Origin of the sequence: Agrobacterium genomosp. 2 str. CFBP 5494, from assembly GCF_900013495.1 — a bacterium.
GTDB classification, from domain to species: Bacteria; Pseudomonadota; Alphaproteobacteria; order Rhizobiales; family Rhizobiaceae; genus Agrobacterium; species Agrobacterium pusense.
The window spans coordinates 854,062-872,165 of record NZ_LT009719.1 but is presented as its reverse complement, the minus strand read 5'-3'; the positions used below and the strand labels follow the sequence as shown (position 1 = coordinate 872,165).

The following is an 18,104-nucleotide window of genomic DNA, read 5'->3' as shown; positions in this document are numbered from 1 at the left end:
GCCACATCTAAGTGAAACAGCAGGGGCATGACGCGCAAGGATCGATGGATGTCTCCCGTTTGGGGACGGCGGGAGTTTTTGGCCCTGCTCGCTGCTGCGGCCTTTGCTGGCGCGACGCGGGCACAGTCGACCCCGCGCATTGCCGCCATTGACTGGGCGATGCTCGAAACAGCCGTGGCCCTTGGCGTCATGCCGGTGGCGGCGACCGAGCTTATCCAGTTCCGGGCGGGTGCGGTGGAGCCCGAAATCCCGGAAACCGTCGCCGATCTCGGCCTGCGCGGCGCTCCGAATTTCGAGCTCCTGCAACTGACCCGACCCGATCTCATTCTGATCTCGCCCTTCTACACCCGCTACACCGGCAGGCTTGAAGCTATCGCGCCGGTCTTCTCGTTGCCCTTTTACGTAAAGGGCGAGCCGCCTTTCGCAAAGGCGCTGGCGGCAGTCACGGCGCTTGGTGAAAAGCTCGGGCGGGCCGAAGAGGCGCGCAGGGTTCTGGGTGAAACGGAAGCGGCGCTGCACGCCATGCGGACCCGCCTCGCCGGATTTGCGGCGCGGCCGACCTATGTGATCAATATCGGCGACGCGCGGCATTTTCGCGCTTTCGGCGCGGACAGCATGTTCGGGGATGTTCTTGGCCGGCTGGGGCTCGCCAATGCCTGGGTGGATCGTTCGCAATTCACTTTCGCGGCTCCGGTCCCGATTGAACACCTCGCGGCCTCGCCGGATGCCCGTATCGTCGTCGTCTCCGATATTCCGGTCGAGGCACGGGAAACGTTGCGCAACAGCGCAATCTGGCGGGCACTGCCTGCCGTGCGGGAAAACCGCGTTGTGACGCTTGCCAATGTCGCCCCTTATGGCGGCATCACCGCCGGCATGCGTTTTGCGCGGCTTCTGACCGAAGCGCTTTCGGTGCGGGGGGAAGCCCTGTGACGGCGCGCCCTCTCCAGATTGTCCTGGGGCTGCTGTTCGCTCTCGCCTGCGGGCTCTCCTTGCATGCAGGGCTGCTCCGGCTGCCGTTCAGCGCATGGCCCAGTCCACCGTTCGATGCTGCCAAGCTGTCGATGGATCAGGTGATTTTCGCCTTCAGCCTGATGCCCCGCGTGGCGGTTTCCGTTCTGGCGGGCGCGATGCTCGGTCTGTCCGGGGCGCTTTTCCAGCAATTGCTCCGCAATCCGATTGCCGATCCTTCGACGCTCGGCATCTCGGCCGGCGCGCAACTGGCAATCGTCATCGCCACCCTGTTTTTTCCATCTGTTCTGGATGGCAACCGCGCCTTGGTGGCGCTTGCCGGGGCCGCTGCGGCCGCGGGTATTGTCTTCCTGCTTGGCTGGCGGCGCTCCTTCGAGCCGGTGACCATGGTGGTGTCAGGATTGCTGGTCGGCATCACCGCCGCTTCCGTTTCCGCGGCGCTGACGCTCGCGCAGGGCGAATATCTGATGTCTCTGGTGGTCTGGAACGGCGGCTCGCTTAGCCAGCAGGACTGGTCGAACGCCCTGTCTCTCACCTGCCAGCTTCTGGCAGGGCTCGTTCTGACCGGCCTGCTGATAAGGCCTTTGACGATTCTCGGTCTCGGCGATTCTGGTGCTCGATCGCTCGGCGTATCGCTGTTTTCGATCAGGCTCGCGGTTGCGGCCGTCGCGGTCATGCTGGCCGCCTTCGTTGCTTCTGCGGTCGGTCTCGTCAGCTTTATCGGTCTTGCCGCACCGGCACTCACCCGGGCGCTGGGCGTGCGGCGCTCGTCTTCCGTTCTGTTCGTTTCGCCGCTGCTCGGCGGTCTGCTTCTATGGTTCTGCGATAGTCTGGTCCAGCTTCTGGCAAGCACGACGGCGGAAGTTTTTCCAACGGGAGCGGTGACGGCCCTGATCGGCGGTCCGCTGCTTCTGTGGCTCCTGCCGAAAATCCGGCCGACAGACGTGCAGCGCGGTGAAGGCGTCGAGCTTGCGACAAGACGCCGGCTTACGTCCCTGCTGCCTGCACTGGCCATCATGGCGGTGCTGGTGTTTGCCGCACTCGCCGTCGGCAAGGGACCGGATGGCTGGGAAATGCTGAAGGCGGACGATCTGCAAAGCCTGTTGCCGTTCCGCTGGGCCCGGCTGCTGGCCGCCATGGCCGCTGGCGGTCTTCTCGCGATGGCGGGTGCTCTTTTGCAGCGACTGACAGGCAACCCGATGGCGAGCCCGGAGGTGATCGGCGTCAGCGGCGGTGCGGGCCTCGGTTTTGCCGTCGCCATCACCATTTTTCCGGCAGCAGGCCTGCTGGAACTGTTTTGCGGCGCCGGCATCGGCTCGGCGGTCGTCATGATCCTTGTGCTCTTCTTCGCCGTGCGCAGACACCTCCCGCCGGAAAAGATGCTGCTCGCGGGCATTGCCGTCAGTTCGCTCTGCTCGGCGGTGCTTTCGGCGCTGCTTGCCATTGGCGACCAGCGGGCATGGCAGATCCTCGCCTGGCTCAGCGGCTCGGGTTCGACGGCAACGCCGGCTTCGGCGATCTTTCTCGCCGTTCTTTCCATCGTGCTTCTGGCGGGAGCGTTATCGGTCACGCGCTGGCTGACGATCCTGCCGCTTGGTCGGGATGTGCCGCTCTCCCTCGGCCTGCCGCTCGGTGCTGCGCGAACCGCCGTCATCGCCGTGGCCGGCATTGCCACCGGTGCGGCCTCGCTGCTGGTTGGTCCCCTGAGTTTCGTCGGGTTGATGGCGCCCCATATTGCGCTGCGCTCTGGTTTCACAACGCCACGTGACCATCTCTTCGCCTCCTTCCTGTTCGGCGCGGTGCTGATGGCGCTTTCCGATCTTGGCGCGCGGACGGTGACCTTTCCCTATGAACTGCCGCTCGGACTTTTTGCGGCGCTTGCCGGCGCGCCATATCTGATCTGGCTTTCAGGCAGGCGATGATGAATTTTTTGAAAGATGTATGGAGATGAGAAGCATGGGTCAGGCAGTGCCTGCGGCCGGTTATGATGATATGCCGCTTTTTTCTCTGGATGGCGTCACCATGGAAGTGCCGGGCAGGACATTGCTGCAGCCGCTGACGGCCAGTTTTGCGACCGGCAAGACCATCGGCCTGATCGGCCATAACGGTTCGGGAAAATCCACGCTGCTGAAGATTCTCGCACGGATACAGGAGCCGACGGCGGGCCGGGTGTCCTTCGAAGGGAAGGCGCTTGCCGCCTGGGGCAATCGGGAATTTGCGCGAAAGCTCGCCTATCTGCCGCAATACACGCCGGCCGCTTCCGGCATGCTGGCCAAAGAACTGGTTGCACTTGGCCGTTATCCCTGGCACGGCGCGCTGGGCCAGTTTACGAAGGCGGATCAGGAAAAAGTGGACGAGGCGATCGAGCTTACCGATACCGTTGCCTTCCGCGACCGGCTGGTGGATACGCTTTCGGGTGGCGAGCGTCAGCGCGTATGGCTTGCCATGCTGGTGGCCCAGAATGCCGAAAGCCTGCTTCTCGATGAACCCATCTCCGCACTTGACCTGGCGCACCAGATCGAGGTGCTTTCGCTGGTGCAAAGACTGTCGCGTGAAAAAGGCCTTGGCGTCATCGTCGTGCTGCACGACGTCAACATGGCGGCACGCTTCTGCGACGAGATCGTCGCGCTGCATTCCGGCCGGTTGATTGCCCGGGGAACGCCGGAAGAGATCATGACGCCGGAGACGCTGGAGCGCATCTATGGCGTGCGAATGGACGTGATGACCCACGCAGCCACCGGCCTTCCCGTGGCCCTGCCGCTCTGATGTTGTTGCTGCAGAACCACGCCCGCCAACGCTTGCTGTTGATGGTGATTCCGCACGCATTTCCCGCCCTAACAATGTCTTAATGGCATCCTACCGCCATCAGACATTGTTAACCGTTCGGCTTTCATCGCCTCCAATTAAGTTGTTTTGGATCGATTTCAGGGAACAAACGTTAACAGTGCGGAATTCAATATCCGGAGAGGGCAAGAAGGGCTGCTGCGGGTAGGAATAAAACAGGAGATAATCAGATGAAAAAGGCTGTTGCCGTAACTTTTGCCGCATTGACGATGGGCCTTGGCGGAACCGCATCCGCACTCGCTGCCGACCTTGCACGATACGAGCCGGCTCCGCAGGAGCAGGACGATCGCAACGGCGTCAAGATCGGTTACCTTACCTGCGATATCGGCGGCGGCGTCGGTTACGTTCTCGGCTCGGCCAAGGAACTGGATTGCACCTTCCAGTCCACGATCGGCGCACGTCGTACCGACCACTATAGCGGCGCTATCCGCAAGATGGGCGTTGACCTTGGTTTCACCACGCAGGGCCGTCTGGTCTGGGCCGTTTTCGCCCCTACCGCCGGTTACCACCGCGGTTCGCTTGGCGGCCTCTATCAGGGCGCAACGGCTGAAGTCACCGTCGGTCTCGGCGTTGGCACGAACGTTCTCGTCGGCGGTACTTCCGGCTCGATCCAGCTGCAGACAGTGAGCGTGACCGGCCAGGTTGGCCTCAACCTCGCCGCCACCGGCACCTCGGTGACGCTGACGGCCATGAACTGATCCGGCTGATGCCCGGAGGCTAGAGCCGGGCATTAGGTCGCATGACAAACACGCCCTCTTCGTTGTCAGACGCAGAGGGCGTTGTATTATGAGGGGTATGATGTCCCCGATCAAAAAAGTCGCGGCCGCGGTCGCGTTCATCCTCCTCCCGGCGTCGGGCGCTTTCTCCGAAGGCGATGCTGCGCATGGCGAGAAGGTTTTCAGCCGCTGCTCCACCTGCCACAGCATCGACGCGCCGCGCACCCGCATGGGGCCACATCTGATGGGCGTGGTCGGAAGACCCATCGCATCCATCGTTGACTACAGCCACTATTCACAGGCTCTGAAGGATGCTGGAGCGGCAGGCAGGGTTTGGTCGGAGGAGGAGTTGCAGAAATTTCTGTCCAGTCCGAAGAAGGCGCTCCCGGGAAATGCAATGCGCTTTTTCGGCCTCTGGAGCGAGAGTGATATCGCCGATCTCATCGCTTATCTGAAAACCCGTCCACTGCCGCAATAACGTCAGAGCGGTGCTTCCGACAAAATATCTTCCGCTTCTTCCGTCGTCATCGACATAACCTTCGACCCGATTTCGAAACCAAAACCATTGCGGGCAAATGCCGAAAACTCCTTTGCTCTGCGCTTCTCATCAAGCTCGGCCCGACGGTAAGGGCCAAAAGCGCGTTTTCGCGCGAAATTGATGGCTGCGACCAGATCGTTGGTTTCCTGAAGGGCGACGGCTGCGGTCTCCCGGTCTATCCCCTTAAGCTGCAGCTTTTGCGCCAGCCCCCGTTTCGATTTGCCGCTGCGCTGCCCGCTTCGCACGGTGATTTCCGCAAAGGCTGTATCGTCAAGCGCCTTGATCTCATAAGCGAAACGCACCGCGAAATCGCCAAGCGCCTTTATCTGCGCGGCGCCGATATCCTCGAATTTTTCCCGTGCCTTGCGCATGATGGCGTCGCGCAGCTGCTTTTCCGTCATCATGCGCTGTTCCAGCCGGTATAGAGCGGAATTGCGTGCCCAGGAGAGCATGCGGCTGGTTGGTTCAACGGCCGGCGCTTTGCCGTCGAACTCCATATCGTCAGTCAGGAAGAGGTTGGAATCGTCACTCATGGGCCAATTATAGCGCTCTGAAGCGATCTTGCCACTTCCTGCCAGACCAGCGTTTTTGGATTTCAGGGTGTCTGTGCACCGGTTGCGGCGACATAGACCGAATAGAGCGATTTTGTCGCGGTGATGAACAGGCGGTTCTTTTTCGGCCCGCCGAAGGTGAGGTTCGCCACTGTCTGCGGCACCTTGATCTTGCCGATGAGTGTGCCGTCAGGCGCAAAGCAGTGCACGCCGTCACCGGCGCTCGTCCACAGATTGCCGGCCGTGTCGAGGCGAAAGCCATCTGGCAGGCCATTGTCGATATTGCAGAATTCCCGGCCGTTGGCGAGTTTTACGCCATCCACGACGTCGAAGACGCGGATATGGCGGGGTCGGGTGACATCGTGGCTGTAGGAACTGTCGGCAATGTAGAGCTTCGTTTCGTCAGGCGAAAATGCGAGGCCGTTCGGCTGCACGAAGTCGTCGATGGCGATGTCGATCTTTCCGGTAGCGGGATCGAGCCGGTAGACATTGCGGGTCTTCTGCTCCGGCTCGGCCTTGTAGCCCTCGTAATCGGACAGAATGCCGTAGGTCGGGTCGGTGAACCAGACGCTGCCATCTGATTTCACCACCACGTCATTGGGCGAGTTCAGCCGCTTGCCGTCGTAGCTATCGGCAAGGACGGTGATCGAGCCGTCGACCTCGGTGCGGGTGACGCGGCGGCCCCCATGTTCGCAGGACACAAGACGTCCCTGCCGGTCGCGGGTGTTGCCGTTGGTGAAGTTGGAGGGCTGGCGATAAACCGAGATTCCGCCATCCGGCACCCAGCGAAGCATGCGCTCATTGGGGATATCGCTGAAAAGCAGACAGTTCAGGTCGGCGAACCACACCGGTCCCTCTGCCCAGCGGCAGCCCGAATAAAGCTCTTCCAGTTCGGCATTGCCGACGATCAGGTGGCGGAAACGGTCGTCGTGAATTTCGTAAGGTGAAGTCTTGTCTGTGGTCATGAGCGTGGTCCGCTTTGGCTTGTCGTTCGGGGTCAGCGCGTGGCCTTCGGGCCACTCGCCAGAAGAATGACGGAGATGATGATGAGACCGGTGAGGATGAGGCGGATGCCCGCGCCGAAACCATAGGTATTCAGCATCGAGACCACCAGGAACATGAAGAGCGATGCGCCCCATATGCCGGGCACGTTGGAATCCCCTCCCGCCACCGCCGTGCCGCCAATGACAACGACGGCGATGGACATCAGCAGATATTCCGAGCCCATGTTGAGCGCCGCACCGCCGGAGAAGCTGGCGAGCAGATAACCCGCAATTGCTGCCAGTACCGCGCAGAGGACGTAGGTGACGAAGCGTGCGCCATCCACGGGAATGCCGGTCATGCGGGCAGCGAAGGTGCTCTGGCCGATGGCGGCAATCCAGCGTCCGTAGAAGGAGCGGTCCAGCAGCAGCCATGCAATGACGGAAAGCAGCAGGGCGACCAGGGCGACATTGGGAATGCCGAGAAAACTCGATGTGGCGAATGTGGCCAATGTTTCCGGCGGCTTGATGCGCAGGCCGCGGTTCGACCAGATGGCGATGGACTGCACGATGAAGCTCATGGAGAGCGTCGCGATGATCGGCGGGATGCGCAGGAGCTTGATCAGGGCATAATTGCCGATGCCGATGGCGATACCGGTGAGGATGGCGATCAGCAATCCCGGCAGAATGAGGCTGTCCGATACATCCATGAACTTCAAGGCAAGCGTCCCCGACAGCGTCATCGTCGCGGGAACGCAGAGGTCGATATTTCCGGGCCCGAGCGTGATGACGAACATCTGGCCGATGCCGACGATGACAGAAAAGGCCGCGAAGGTGAGTGCTGCGTGCGACAGGCCGAATGAGCTTGCGCCGCCAGTGAAGAGCACGGTGATGATCCACACCGCAATGGTTGCGGCAAAGGACCAGATCCACGGTTTTCTGGTGAGGGAAGAGAGCCCGTTCATTGGTTTTTCTCCCGCTTTTCGAGACGGTTGAGCAGGATGCGCAATGCCAGCACGATGATGAGGATTGCCCCTTGCGCGCCAATCTGCCAGTCCGGCGAAATCCGCATGAAGGAGAGGAAGGAGCCTGCAAGCGTCAGCGTCAGCGCGCCGATGACGGCACCGATGGGCGATACTCTTCCGCCGACGAATTCGCCGCCGCCGAGGATGACGCCGGCAATCGACAGTAGCGTGTAGCGCAGCGCGATATTGGCGTCGGCCGATGTCGTCAGGCCCACGAGGGCGATACCGGAGAGCACCGCGAAGAAACCGGCCAGCGCAAAGGTAGCGGCGCGGATGCCGATGACTGACCAGCCGGAACGCTCGACAGAGCGGAAATTTCCGCCGACGCCGCGCATCAACACGCCGAACGAGGAGCGCATGACGATGTAGTGGGCGATGACCGCAATCAGGATACTGGCGACGATCGCGATCGGCACGAAAGGCGGTTTCGCCGTCATCAGCGTGCGGATGAAGGCAGGCGCCTGGCCGCCGGGCGAGGGGAGAATGAGCACGGCGAGGCCGCCCCAGACGAAACTCATGCCGAGTGTGACGACGATGGAGGGCAGGGCGCGGATATGGATGATGGCGCCAAGCAGTGCATAAACCGCGATCGCCCCGGCAAAGATCGCAATACCGAGCAATGGCGTCGTTTGCAGGAAGGTGGCAGTGACGCAGGCGCAGAAACTGACGAAGGTGCCCATCGACAGGTCGAGATCGTTGACCGACATGATGAGCATCTGCGCAATGGTGGCGAGTGCAATCGGCACTGCCAGATTGAACAGGAGGTTCAAGCCGGTGTAGCTCATGGCACGCGGCTGCATGTAGAAGACCGCGGCGAGCAGGAAGGCGAGCGAGGCGGCGGGAATGATGAGGCGGAGCGCGTTTGCCGAAAGTTTCATGCGTGGTCTTCTCCGGCAAAGGAAGCGGCCAGCACATTCTGCTCGGTAACGTCGTCGCCGACGAGTTCCGCCTGGATGGCGCCGTCGCGGAAGACATAAACCCTGTCACAGAGACGGATTTCATCCATCTCGGTCGAGTACCAGATGAAGGTGCGGCCGTGAGAGGCTTCAGTTCTCAAGATATCGTAGACCTCCTGTTTGGTGCCGATATCGACGCCGCGCATCGGATCGTCCATCAAAACGGTGCTGGCGGTGGTGGCGAGCGCACGGGCAAAAAGCACTTTCTGCTGGTTGCCGCCGGAGAGAGACAGGATCCTGTTGCCCATGTCGGGCGTGCGAATTTCGATGCGCTTTTTCCACTGCGCGCCCAGTTCGCTCTCCTTGCTCCTGTCCACAATGCCCGCGGATGAAATATCCCGCAGCGACGCGATGGAGAGGTTCTTCAGGATGCTCCACAGCGGGAAGGTGCCGTTGAGGCTGCGGTCGCCCGCGACGAAAGCGATATCGGTCTTGCGCGTCGGCAGCCAGCTGCTGTTGCGGGCAAGATAGAGGTCGAGAAGCGCTTCGGTCTGGCCATGTCCGCCGAGGCCGGCAAGGCCGATGATCTCTCCGCGGAAAGCCTCGAAGGCAAGGCCTTCGCCCCGGCGCGCCGGCATGGAAAGCACCTTTTCGCCCGCCTTGCGGCTCTCACCCTTTTGCCTGTCCTGCGGCTTGACGACGCTGCCCATGGCCTCCACCAGCGTCCGCGTGGTGAAGTCGGCGGCGGGCCGGTTGGCCACCACGCGGCCATCCTTCATGACAACGATGCGGGTGGCGGTTGAAAGAATTTCACCGAGAATATGCGAGATCAACAGAACGGAGCCGCCGGTGCGCACAAAACGCCGGACATAATCCATCAACTGTTCGGCAAGGCCCGCGTCTAACGAGGATGTCGGCTCGTCGAGAATGACCAGCCTCGGGGCTTCAGGCGTGCGGCAGAAATTGATGGCGATTTCCACCATCTGCCTCTCTGCAATCGAAAGCTCGGCAATCGTCAGTTCGCAATCGATGCCGTGGCCGGGAAAAATCTCGTCGAGCGTCTGGCGGATCATGGAAAGAGCGCGCCCGCGCCAGTTCCGCCCGTTCATGGCGGCATGCATGATGCGGACGTTTTCGCTGATTGTCAGATTGGGGCAGAGCGAGAGTTCCTGAAAGACGCAGCGCACGCCGCTCGCACGCGCAGCGGCTATGCCGTGGCGGTTCTGGTTCCCACGATAGGAAATGGAGCCTTCATGCGGTGTGAGCCCGCCATTGATGACATTGACGATGGTGGATTTGCCTGCGCCGTTGTGGCCGACGAGCCCGAGGCATTCCCCGGCGCGGATGACGAGATCGGCCCCATCCAGCGCCCTGACCGCGCCGAACACGACCTTCACGCCGCGCGCGGCGACGACTTCTTCCGCCTCGATGATGTCATTCATGAGCAATTACGCCAGTGATCTGAAATTGAATGTAGGCATCACTGCGGCGCTTCCTTCGAAAGCGCCGCAGGATCAGGTAGGAACCGCGGGTTACTTCGCCGCGGAAATCACCTTCTGGGCATCCTCAAGCGAATATTCCACATTCGCCACGCCACCCTTCTGGGTGTTCTTGAGGTTGTCCTCGAGATTGGCCTGGTCGATGCGCAGGAAGGGCACCGTCAGGTCCTTCTTCACATCCTTGCCGTCGAGAATTTGCTGCGCCACCCAGAAAGCCAGCGTCGAAACACCGGGTGCGATGGAGACGGACATGGTCTCATAGCCGCTCGCATCCTTCTGCTGTTTCCACCATTGCAGCTCGTCTTCGCGGTTGCCCATGACGATGGTCGGCGTCGGGCGCTTGGCGGCGGCAAAAGCCTGGGCCGCACCGTAACCGTCACCACCCTGCGTTACGACGGCCGCGATCTCGGGAAGGCTTGGCAAAATGCCGGCAACGGCGCGCTGGGCGACATCCTGTGCCCAGTCGCCATTGACCGAACCAACGATCTTGAATTGCGGGTTCTTGGCGACGGCGTCGACAATACCGGCATGGATTTCGTCATCCACGGAAACACCGGCCAGGCCGCGAATTTCGAGCAGGTTGCCGCCCTTCGGCATGGCCTTGGCAAGGTAGTCGATCTGGCTTGCGCCCATGGCCTTGAAGTCGACCGCAATGCGCCATGCGCAAGGCTCGGTGACGATGCCGTCGAAGGATACGACGGTGATGCCGGCATCGCAGGCTTCCTTCACCGCGCCGTTGAGTGCAGTCGGCGAAGCGGCGTTGATGACGATGGCGTCGTAACCCTGCAGGATCAGGTTCTGGATCTGCGCCGCCTGTTCGGTCGCCTGGTTTTCGGCTGTCGTGAAGGCGTCAGCTGCGGCCACCTGCTTGTCGGCAACCGCCTGCTTGGTGATCTTGTCCCAGCTGGTCAGCATCGCCTGACGCTAGGAATTGCCCGCGTAATTGTTTGAAAGCGCAATCTTTTTTGCCGACGTATCGGCATGAGCGGTGATCGGCAGCGCTGCACATGCGACAGCGGCCGATGCCAGAAGCATCTTCCTGAAAGCCATTTGATTTCCTCCCTCGTGGCTTGCCCTTTTCGAGCCCGGAATTCTCGCACGCCGCAAATCTCCTCGGCGGCAGGCGGAATTCCTTTGCACTGGAGCTCCTTTCCCCAGTAGAAGCGAGAATGACCAAGAAGATTTGGCTTGTATAGGCGGATCGCGGCAATCTTCCTGCGGATTTCCGCATAAAGCTTGCGGGAACCCGCAGGACGAAAGGCTGCTGCCGGGCGCAGAATGAAGAATGCGGACCCGATAGGTTAAATCTTCGCCGCAGGGATTGGAGGCAGACGCTTGGGAGGGCGTCCGCGCATGCTGGATACGCCGAAAAGCGCTCTTTTTCATCACTATATGGGCATTTCGAGGCTGCTCGCCGGGCAGCTGGAGTTTAATGCCATCATTCAGGCGGTCGCAACCGAGATCAGCCATATCATCCCGCATGATCACATGGATGTCTGCATCAAGCAGCTGGATGACAAGTATCACATTGCCTATGAGAGCGGTCTGGTCAGCGCCTGGAGCCGACAGCCGCCCGCACTTCTCACCGGAAGCCCGATCCGGTCGCTGTTGTCGGGCTCGGTCGAATATCTTTTAAGCGGCGACGCCTGTTCCGATCCGCGCTTTCATTTCGAAGGGTCATTTTCCAGCCCCATCATCGAACTTGGCCTGCACAGCCGCCTGCATGTCCCCATGAAGGTGCATGGCGACATCATCGGTGCGCTCAGTTGCTCCTCGCACCAGTCGAACGCCTATACGATAGAAGATGTCACCAATGCACGCGCCGTTGCGGATTTGCTGGCGCCCTATTTCTACGCCATTCGTGCCGCTGAACAGGCCAAGCGCTCGGCCATCGAGGAGGCGCGCGCCAATGCCCGCGAAGAAGGCCTGCGCCTCGGCGCGCTGCAATTGACGGAAGCGTTGGAGGCCGAGCGGCAGCGCATCGGCATGGACCTGCATGACCAGACCCTAGCCGACCTGACGCGGCTTGCGCGGCGTATCGAGCGCATGAGCCACACTCCCGATATTTCCGGCGAGATGCTGGAGCCGGTGGTGCGCAGCCTGCAGCATTGCATGCAGGATCTGCGCGAGATTATCGAGGAGGCGAAACCCTCGATCCTGCAGTTGTTCGGCGTCGTTGAAGCCATCGAGACCTATGTGGACCGCTCCGTGCGCGACAGCGGATGCGCTATCGACTGGTCAGTGACGGACGAGACGGAGGGGCTGGTTGAAAGGCTGGACAAGACGGTGGCCATATCGCTCTTCCGCATCGTGCAGGAGGCCGTGAACAATGCCATTCGCCATGCCCAGCCCGAAACGATTGCCGTGAGACTGGCCGCAATCGACGGCGGGTTGCGGGTGACGGTGAGCGATGACGGCAATGGCGGCGGTGACAGTGGTGCCCCCGGCGGTCTCGGCATGGGCAACATGACGACGCGGGCGCGGCTGATCTCTGCCCGGTTCGACAGAGGCGGCAACCGTGATGGGGCGGGTACATGCATCACCGTCACCCTGCCTGCGGGCGCTTTCAATTTCCGGGAGGAGATGTGACATGGACGTGCTCATCGTTGAGGATGATGCCCTGCACCGGGCCTATCTGAACGAGGCGGTAAGAGCCGCCCTGCCGGAATGCGACAAGGTGCTGGAGGCGGCAAACGGCAGAACCGGCGAAAAGCTGGCGCGGGAAAATCGCGCCGCCCATATCGTCATGGACTTGCAGATGAACGAGCGCAACGGCATCGAGGCGGCCCGCACCATCTGGAAGGAAAGGCCGGATACCCGCATCCTGTTCTGGTCCAATTATTCCGACGAGGCCTATGTATGTGGCGTTTCCCGCATCGTGCCTGAGGGTGCCGCCTATGGATATGTGCTGAAATCCGCCTCCGATGACCGACTGCGGCTGGCCCTTCGCAGCATCTTCATCGAGGCGCAATGCGTGATCGACCGGGAAGTGCGCGGCCTGCAGGAGAAGAGCCTCGGCAAGGCGCATGGTTTTACCGATTCCGAATATGAAATTCTTGTCGATGTCGCGCTTGGACTTACCGATAAGGCGATTGCGCGCCGGCGGAACCTGTCGCTGCGCAGCGTGCAGAACCGCTTGCAAAGTCTCTACGAGAAGCTGAACGTGCATCAGGCGGCCGGCGATGACGAGGCGGAAGGCCGGTATAATCTTAGAACCCGCGCCGTTACCGTCGCTTTCCTGCGCAAGCTTTTGAATTACAGCGCGCTGGAAAAGGCCGAGCGCGAACTGGCGGAATGGGTGGGAGGCCGCTGACCTGTCAGGGTAAAAAGGCCAGCAGGCGTCTTTCGTCCGCCCTGAGGCCGGAGACGGGTTTTGCCCCGACCTTCAAGATGCGGCTGAGCTTTTTCTGGGCCTTTTCCTCCGTGGCGATATCGAGAACAGCGGGGTGCACATAGCTCTTGCGGCAGATGGCAGGCGTATTGGAAAGCTCGGTCGCCGCAGCCTGGCACATGCCTTTTATGCTCGGTTTTTCACCGGCTGCCACATGCTCCATGGCGTTGCAGAAGGCCGCGAGCGTTCCGCCCCAGGTGCGGAAGGTCTTGGCGGAAATGCCCTGGCCGCCGATGCGTGAGAGATATGCGTTGAGATCGCTGGAATCGACGGAGTGAACCCGGTTTTCACTATCCTGCCAGACGAAGAGTTCCTTGCCGGGAAGATCGGCAATCTCCTCCAGGATTTTCTGTAGCCGCGGGTGTCGCAATTGCCTTTTCACCTTCTGCCCGCCTTTGGCGGCGAAGCGCAGTTCAATCGTTTCACCGAAGGAAACGTGGCGCTTGAGCAGTGTCGTTGCGCCATAGGTGCCGTTACTCTCGAGATAGGAGCGATTTCCGACGCGCAAATAGGCGGCATCAAGCAACAGGGTGAGGGCTGCAAGCGTCATTTCCTGGCCGTGGTCCTGTTTACCGACGTCGGCCATGGCGCGACGGCGGATGGCAGGGAGCGCCCTTCCGAAGCTTTTGAGCTGGAAGAACTTCGTTTCTCCCCTGAGCGTATGCCAGTCGGGATGATAACGATATTGCTTTCGGCCGCGGGCATCAAACCCGGTGGCCTGCAGATGCCCCGACGGGTCGATGCAGATCCAGACATCCTTATACGCGGGCGGTACACCGAGCGATTTGATGCGCTTCAGCTCATCACTATCGCAGAGGAGTTCGCCGCCCGGCAGCCGGTAACAGAAACCGCGCCCGCGTTTCTCGCGGGAAATACCCGGTTCCTGATCACTGACATAGGCAAGTCCGATTTTGGCAAGAAGGCGGGTTGGCGGCTGTGGCATTGTTTTTCCCGGCAGGTTTCACGCTGCGGCAAACGAAAAACAGGCCGCCTTCGTTCCGGCGGCCTGCTGTTCCTGTCATCGCTTTCTCAGGTGGCCTTGGCGATCCGTAAAATTTGCGAGTTGCCGCCGCCGCGTTCTTCAGTCACGGCATAGACAGCGCCATCCGGACCCACTTTCACATCACGAATGCGCGCTTCCAGCGGCAATCGGCTTTCCGTCGCAACCCTGTCGCCGTCAATGTGCAGGATGACGAGGCCCTGGCTCACCAGACCGCCGACGATGAAGGCCCCTTTCCACTCGGGAATCTGGTCGCCGTCGTAAAAGGCCATGCCGGACGGGCCGATGACGGGGTCCCAATAATAAACCGGCTGTTCCATGCCTTCCTTGGCTGTTGCACCCTCGCCAACCGCCCGGCCGCTATATTCCACCCCGTAGGTAATCACCGGCCAGCCATAATTGAGGCCCGCTTTCGGCAGGTTCAGCTCGTCGCCGCCCTTCGGCCCATGCTCGACGGTCCAGAGCCGGCTCTGACCATCCAAAGCCGCGGCTTGAAGATTGCGGTGGCCGTAGCTCCAGATTTCCGGAAGAGCATTCTGCTGTCCGGCGAAGGGATTTCCCTCGAAGGCCTTGCCATCGGCATCAATCCGGAAGACTTTTCCGAGACCGCTCGACAGATCCTGCGCCTGCACGCGCGGCGTGGCATCCGAACGCTCCCCGACGGTGACGTAAAGTTCGTTGTCCGGTCCGAAAACCAGCCGTGATCCGAAATGCTTGTCGCCATCATAGGTCGGCATCTGGCGGAAGATCACCGAGACGTCTTCCAGTTTCGCCGCTCCACCGTCTTCTGTCAGTTTGGCCGATGCGACGGAGGTGCCGTTACCGCCCTCACGCGGCTCGGAAAAGGAGAAGAAGATTTTACGGGAGGTTTCGAAATCGGGCGCCAGCGCTATGTCGAGAAGCCCGCCCTGTCCATCGGAAGCCACCTCCGGCACGCCTTCTATCGCCGGCCCGGCCTTGCCGTCAGCGACGATATGCATGGCGCCCTCCTTGGCAGCGACGATCATGCGACCATCGGGCAGGAATTCCATGGACCACAGATGCGGCAGACCATCGGCGACGACGGTTTTTTCGATGCTCGGCTGGGCAGCAGCCTGCGGCGCGCGCGTCTGGCCCTCAAAAGCCGGTTTCTGATCCGGCGCATTCGGCCGTTTCGTTTCGGCAGCCGGGGCGGTCTGTGCGTTGGCTGCGCCGGCCAAAGGAACGGCAAGCATCGCGCACAGGATCGTCGAATTCAGAAATCGGTTGTTGTGGAACATGGGTCTCCCTTCCGTCGTTTAGGTCACGCAGGAAACCATTTGGGGAGGATTTCGTTTCCTTCGACAGTTTCAAGAAAACTTGATCATTGCGTGTGCAGGCGTCACGCTCTTTTCTCATCCATGCGAATTCATAGGGAACCGTGAGCCGTGCGCTGCGTTTGGCCTCTGTTATACGGAGGGCGCCATGCAAATCATCGACAACAAGACCATAGACGCGAACAGAACCAAGCCGATCCTCAACGTGGCGGAGTTCTGCCGCCGTTATCGGCTCGACAAGGCCGAGGAAGTCAGGCTCAGAAAGCTGTTCGGTGAGTTCGCCTCGCGGCATGAGCTTCTGATGAACGCGCAGCGAAAGCCGAACTTCCGCTGATCATTCATCCTCGTCGTGGGATTTTCCGAAGATCATGAAGACATCATAGCGGGTGTTCTTACCCAGTATCTGATGTGATGGCTTGCGAACACCCGGCATCGGGTCGGCGCGGAGCGGCCACTTCAGAACCACCCGCTTCGTCGCATTCTCCAGCGCAGCCTCCATCAGCTCAACCTGGTCCGGGTCGGCGCCGACCAGTTCTCTCAGAACCCGCATCTCTTTTTTCACCAACGCCGTGTTGTGGCGCGGCGGATGCATGGGGTCGACAATCACCACCTCCGGTGACAGCTCTTTCAGCAAATGCCGGGAGTCGCCGTGGAGCAACGTCATGCGCGCCGCCGCCTCGGCATAAGCGCCGCCCGCTTCCAGTGCACGACGAATGCCGTCAGCGAGGTGTGCGTGCATTTCCGGCGAGCGCTCGATGAGGGTGACGTCAGCCCCGAGCGATGCGAGCAGGAAGGCATCCCGCCCGAGGCCAGCCGTGGCATCGACGATTTTTGGCGTGCGGCCCTTGGTGAAACCTGCGGCCTTGGGCAGTGCCTGTCCGCGCCCCTCGCCGGAACGAAAACGGTGCCCCACCGCGCCGCCGACGAAATCCACCACGAAACTATCGTCTTGTTCCTTCATATCGACCTCAGAACGGAGAGGGCACGGTATAGATGACATCCCGGCCGTCCGGATGACGGAATGCCACTTCCTGCGCATGCAGCATCAGGCGGGGCGCGGCGGAAAGCGCCTCACCTTCGGCATAAAATTCATCGCCGAGAATGGGATGGCCAAGCGCCTTCATATGTACCCGCAATTGATGGGTGCGCCCGGTGAGGGGAGTGAGCGCCAGCCGCGTCGCTGGAAGCGGCAGTCGTTCCAGCACCTGCCACAGGCTCTGCGCGGACTTGCCATTTTCGTGGTCGACCCGGTGGCGGGGCTTGTTCTCGGGATCGATGGCGAGCGGCAGGTCCACTTCTCCGGCCTCTCCCTCAACCTCTCCCCAGACAATGGCAACATAGGATTTGCGCGTCTGGCGGTTTTCAAACTGCGACGCAATTGCGGCGTGCGCCTTGCGGTTCAGCGACATCAGCACGATGCCCGAGGTGTCCTTGTCCAGCCGGTTGATCATCAGCGCTTTCGGGAACTGCTTCTGCACACGCGTCATGAGGCTGTCGGAAAGCGCCGGATCGCGCCCCGGCACCGATAGCAGCCCGCTCGGCTTATCAAGCACCAGCAGATCGTCATCGCGGTGCACGATGGTGAGCCAAGGGTCGAGTGGCGGATTGTAGATGAGGTTGGAAAGCTCGGATGACATGTCGCTTCCTTAGCACGAATTGCGCATTCGGACAGGCGCTAGAGCATTTCCGAGAAAATGGCCCCGGTTTTCCGACCGGAAATGCGCCGAAATAAAGAGTTTGAGTGTTTCCGCGATTCGAAGAAAAGCGAAAACTCTAGTCGGGAATATGGAGATTCACGCGTCCGCTGGTCAGGTCGCTGAGGAGCCGGGTCAGTCGTTCGGCTTCCACGGCCGGAACCGAGAGCAGCATATTCGCGCCGGTGCCGGTAAAGTCCTCCCTCTCAAGCCGCAGGTTCGGCGTGGCGGAAAGGCGTGATTTCACCAGTGCCAGGTCTGAGAAAGGGCAACTCAGCGTGGCGCTGACATAAGCGATGACCGGTGACGTCTCGCCGAGGCGAAGACAGGCGGCCGCCGTGCCGCCATAAGCGCGCATCAGCCCGCCGCTGCCGAGCAGAATGCCGCCAAACCAGCGGATGACGAGAACCGCGACATTGTCGAGTGCCTGACCGTCGATAGCCTGAAGGATCGGTTTGCCGGCCGTTCCCGAGGGTTCGCCGTCATCGCTAAAACGATAGGTCTGACCCGCTCGCCATGCCCAGCAATTATGGTTTGCATCGGGATCGGAATGCGCTGCAAGAAAGTTCTTCGCGTCCTCTTCACCCGTCACCGGCGCGGCAAAGGCGATGAAGCGGCTTTTCTTGATATCCTGCGAAAAGGTGACGGGGCGGTCGAGCGTGAACATGGGCACTTCAATATCGCATATATTCGCCTGCGGAAATCG

General features: G+C 61.0%; 18 protein-coding genes and 1 pseudogene. 8 read left to right on the top strand and 11 right to left on the bottom strand.

Translation table 11 applies throughout. The features are described 5' to 3' along the window. Positions 1–27 precede the first annotated feature (27 nt). From AGR2A_RS18890 to AGR2A_RS18870, 5 genes are all read left to right on the top strand, one after another. Positions 28–930 (top strand): iron-siderophore ABC transporter substrate-binding protein, encoded by a 903-nt coding sequence (locus tag AGR2A_RS18890; protein WP_037090571.1) that lies wholly within the window; start codon positions 28–30, stop codon positions 928–930. After that, positions 927–2,891, top strand: a complete 1,965-nt coding sequence (fhuB, locus tag AGR2A_RS18885; RefSeq protein WP_037090572.1) for a Fe(3+)-hydroxamate ABC transporter permease FhuB — start codon at positions 927–929, stop codon at positions 2,889–2,891. Before AGR2A_RS18890 ends, fhuB begins: the two co-directional genes overlap by 4 nt. 34 nt (positions 2,892–2,925) lie before the next feature. After that, positions 2,926–3,735, top strand: coding sequence for an ATP-binding cassette domain-containing protein (locus tag AGR2A_RS18880; RefSeq protein ID WP_037090686.1), 810 nt, complete (start codon positions 2,926–2,928; stop codon positions 3,733–3,735). A 248-nt stretch (positions 3,736–3,983) separates the two neighbouring features. Beyond that, complete coding sequence (locus AGR2A_RS18875) at positions 3,984–4,511, top strand: DUF992 domain-containing protein (protein WP_004437608.1); 528 nt, start codon at positions 3,984–3,986, stop codon at positions 4,509–4,511. 88 nt (positions 4,512–4,599) lie between these two features. Beyond that, on the top strand, positions 4,600–5,007 hold the full coding sequence (locus AGR2A_RS18870; protein WP_037090573.1) for a c-type cytochrome: 408 nt from the start codon (positions 4,600–4,602) through the stop codon (positions 5,005–5,007). A gap of 2 nt (positions 5,008–5,009) precedes the next feature. On the opposite strand, the gene recX is transcribed toward AGR2A_RS18870, so the two are convergent. The 6 genes and pseudogenes from recX to AGR2A_RS18840 all read right to left on the bottom strand — a co-directional run bounded on the left by recX (position 5,010) and on the right by AGR2A_RS18840 (position 11,068). Then, positions 5,010–5,600 (bottom strand): recombination regulator RecX, encoded by a 591-nt coding sequence (recX, locus tag AGR2A_RS18865; RefSeq protein WP_037090574.1) that lies wholly within the window; start codon positions 5,598–5,600, stop codon positions 5,010–5,012. Positions 5,601–5,662: 62 nt separating this feature from the next. Continuing rightward, entirely contained in the window at positions 5,663–6,583 is a 921-nt protein-coding gene (locus AGR2A_RS18860; RefSeq protein WP_006698128.1) for an SMP-30/gluconolactonase/LRE family protein, read from the bottom strand. A gap of 32 nt (positions 6,584–6,615) precedes the next feature. Further along, positions 6,616–7,563 (bottom strand): ABC transporter permease, encoded by a 948-nt coding sequence (locus AGR2A_RS18855; protein ID WP_037090576.1) that lies wholly within the window; start codon positions 7,561–7,563, stop codon positions 6,616–6,618. Further along, positions 7,560–8,501: an ABC transporter permease gene (locus AGR2A_RS18850; RefSeq protein ID WP_004437626.1), complete on the bottom strand. Its 942-nt coding sequence runs from the start codon at positions 8,499–8,501 to the stop codon at positions 7,560–7,562. Before AGR2A_RS18850 ends, AGR2A_RS18855 begins: the two co-directional genes overlap by 4 nt. After that, entirely contained in the window at positions 8,498–9,961 is a 1,464-nt protein-coding gene (locus AGR2A_RS18845) for an ATP-binding cassette domain-containing protein (protein ID WP_037090578.1), read from the bottom strand. Before AGR2A_RS18845 ends, AGR2A_RS18850 begins: the two co-directional genes overlap by 4 nt. A 90-nt stretch (positions 9,962–10,051) precedes the next feature. Further along, positions 10,052–11,068, bottom strand: a pseudogene (locus AGR2A_RS18840) (ABC transporter substrate-binding protein). Positions 11,069–11,371: 303 nt separating this feature from the next. On the opposite strand from AGR2A_RS18840, the gene AGR2A_RS18835 reads away from it, so the two are divergent. Then, positions 11,372–12,607 carry a GAF domain-containing sensor histidine kinase gene (locus AGR2A_RS18835; RefSeq protein WP_037090579.1) on the top strand — a complete coding sequence of 412 codons (1,236 nt, stop codon included), beginning with the start codon at positions 11,372–11,374 and terminating at the stop codon, positions 12,605–12,607. Position 12,608: 1 nt separating this feature from the next. Continuing rightward, on the top strand, positions 12,609–13,331 hold the full coding sequence (locus tag AGR2A_RS18830; protein WP_072495015.1) for a response regulator transcription factor: 723 nt from the start codon (positions 12,609–12,611) through the stop codon (positions 13,329–13,331). Between the two features lie 4 nt (positions 13,332–13,335). Here AGR2A_RS18830 and AGR2A_RS18825 read toward each other — a convergent pair whose 3' ends face one another. Both AGR2A_RS18825 and AGR2A_RS18820 read right to left on the bottom strand, forming a co-directional pair. Further along, entirely contained in the window at positions 13,336–14,352 is a 1,017-nt protein-coding gene (locus tag AGR2A_RS18825; protein ID WP_004437641.1) for a DNA topoisomerase IB, read from the bottom strand. 86 nt (positions 14,353–14,438) lie between these two features. Then, the gene (locus tag AGR2A_RS18820; RefSeq protein WP_072495016.1) at positions 14,439–15,668 is read right to left on the bottom strand and encodes a PQQ-dependent sugar dehydrogenase; all 1,230 of its coding nucleotides are present in this window, start codon (positions 15,666–15,668) and stop codon (positions 14,439–14,441) included. Positions 15,669–15,852: 184 nt separating this feature from the next. Here AGR2A_RS18820 and AGR2A_RS29655 point away from each other — a divergent pair, with 184 nt between their 5' ends. Continuing rightward, positions 15,853–16,038 (top strand): hypothetical protein, encoded by a 186-nt coding sequence (locus tag AGR2A_RS29655; protein ID WP_004437649.1) that lies wholly within the window; start codon positions 15,853–15,855, stop codon positions 16,036–16,038. Here AGR2A_RS29655 and AGR2A_RS18810 read toward each other — a convergent pair whose 3' ends face one another. From AGR2A_RS18810 to AGR2A_RS18800, 3 genes are all read right to left on the bottom strand, one after another. Continuing rightward, complete coding sequence (locus AGR2A_RS18810) at positions 16,039–16,665, bottom strand: class I SAM-dependent methyltransferase (RefSeq protein ID WP_037090582.1); 627 nt, start codon at positions 16,663–16,665, stop codon at positions 16,039–16,041. Between the two features lie 7 nt (positions 16,666–16,672). Beyond that, positions 16,673–17,341: a pseudouridine synthase gene (locus AGR2A_RS18805; RefSeq protein ID WP_037090585.1), complete on the bottom strand. Its 669-nt coding sequence runs from the start codon at positions 17,339–17,341 to the stop codon at positions 16,673–16,675. Positions 17,342–17,477: 136 nt separating this feature from the next. After that, positions 17,478–18,065 (bottom strand): IMPACT family protein, encoded by a 588-nt coding sequence (locus AGR2A_RS18800; RefSeq protein WP_037090588.1) that lies wholly within the window; start codon positions 18,063–18,065, stop codon positions 17,478–17,480. Positions 18,066–18,104: the final 39 nt, after the last annotated feature.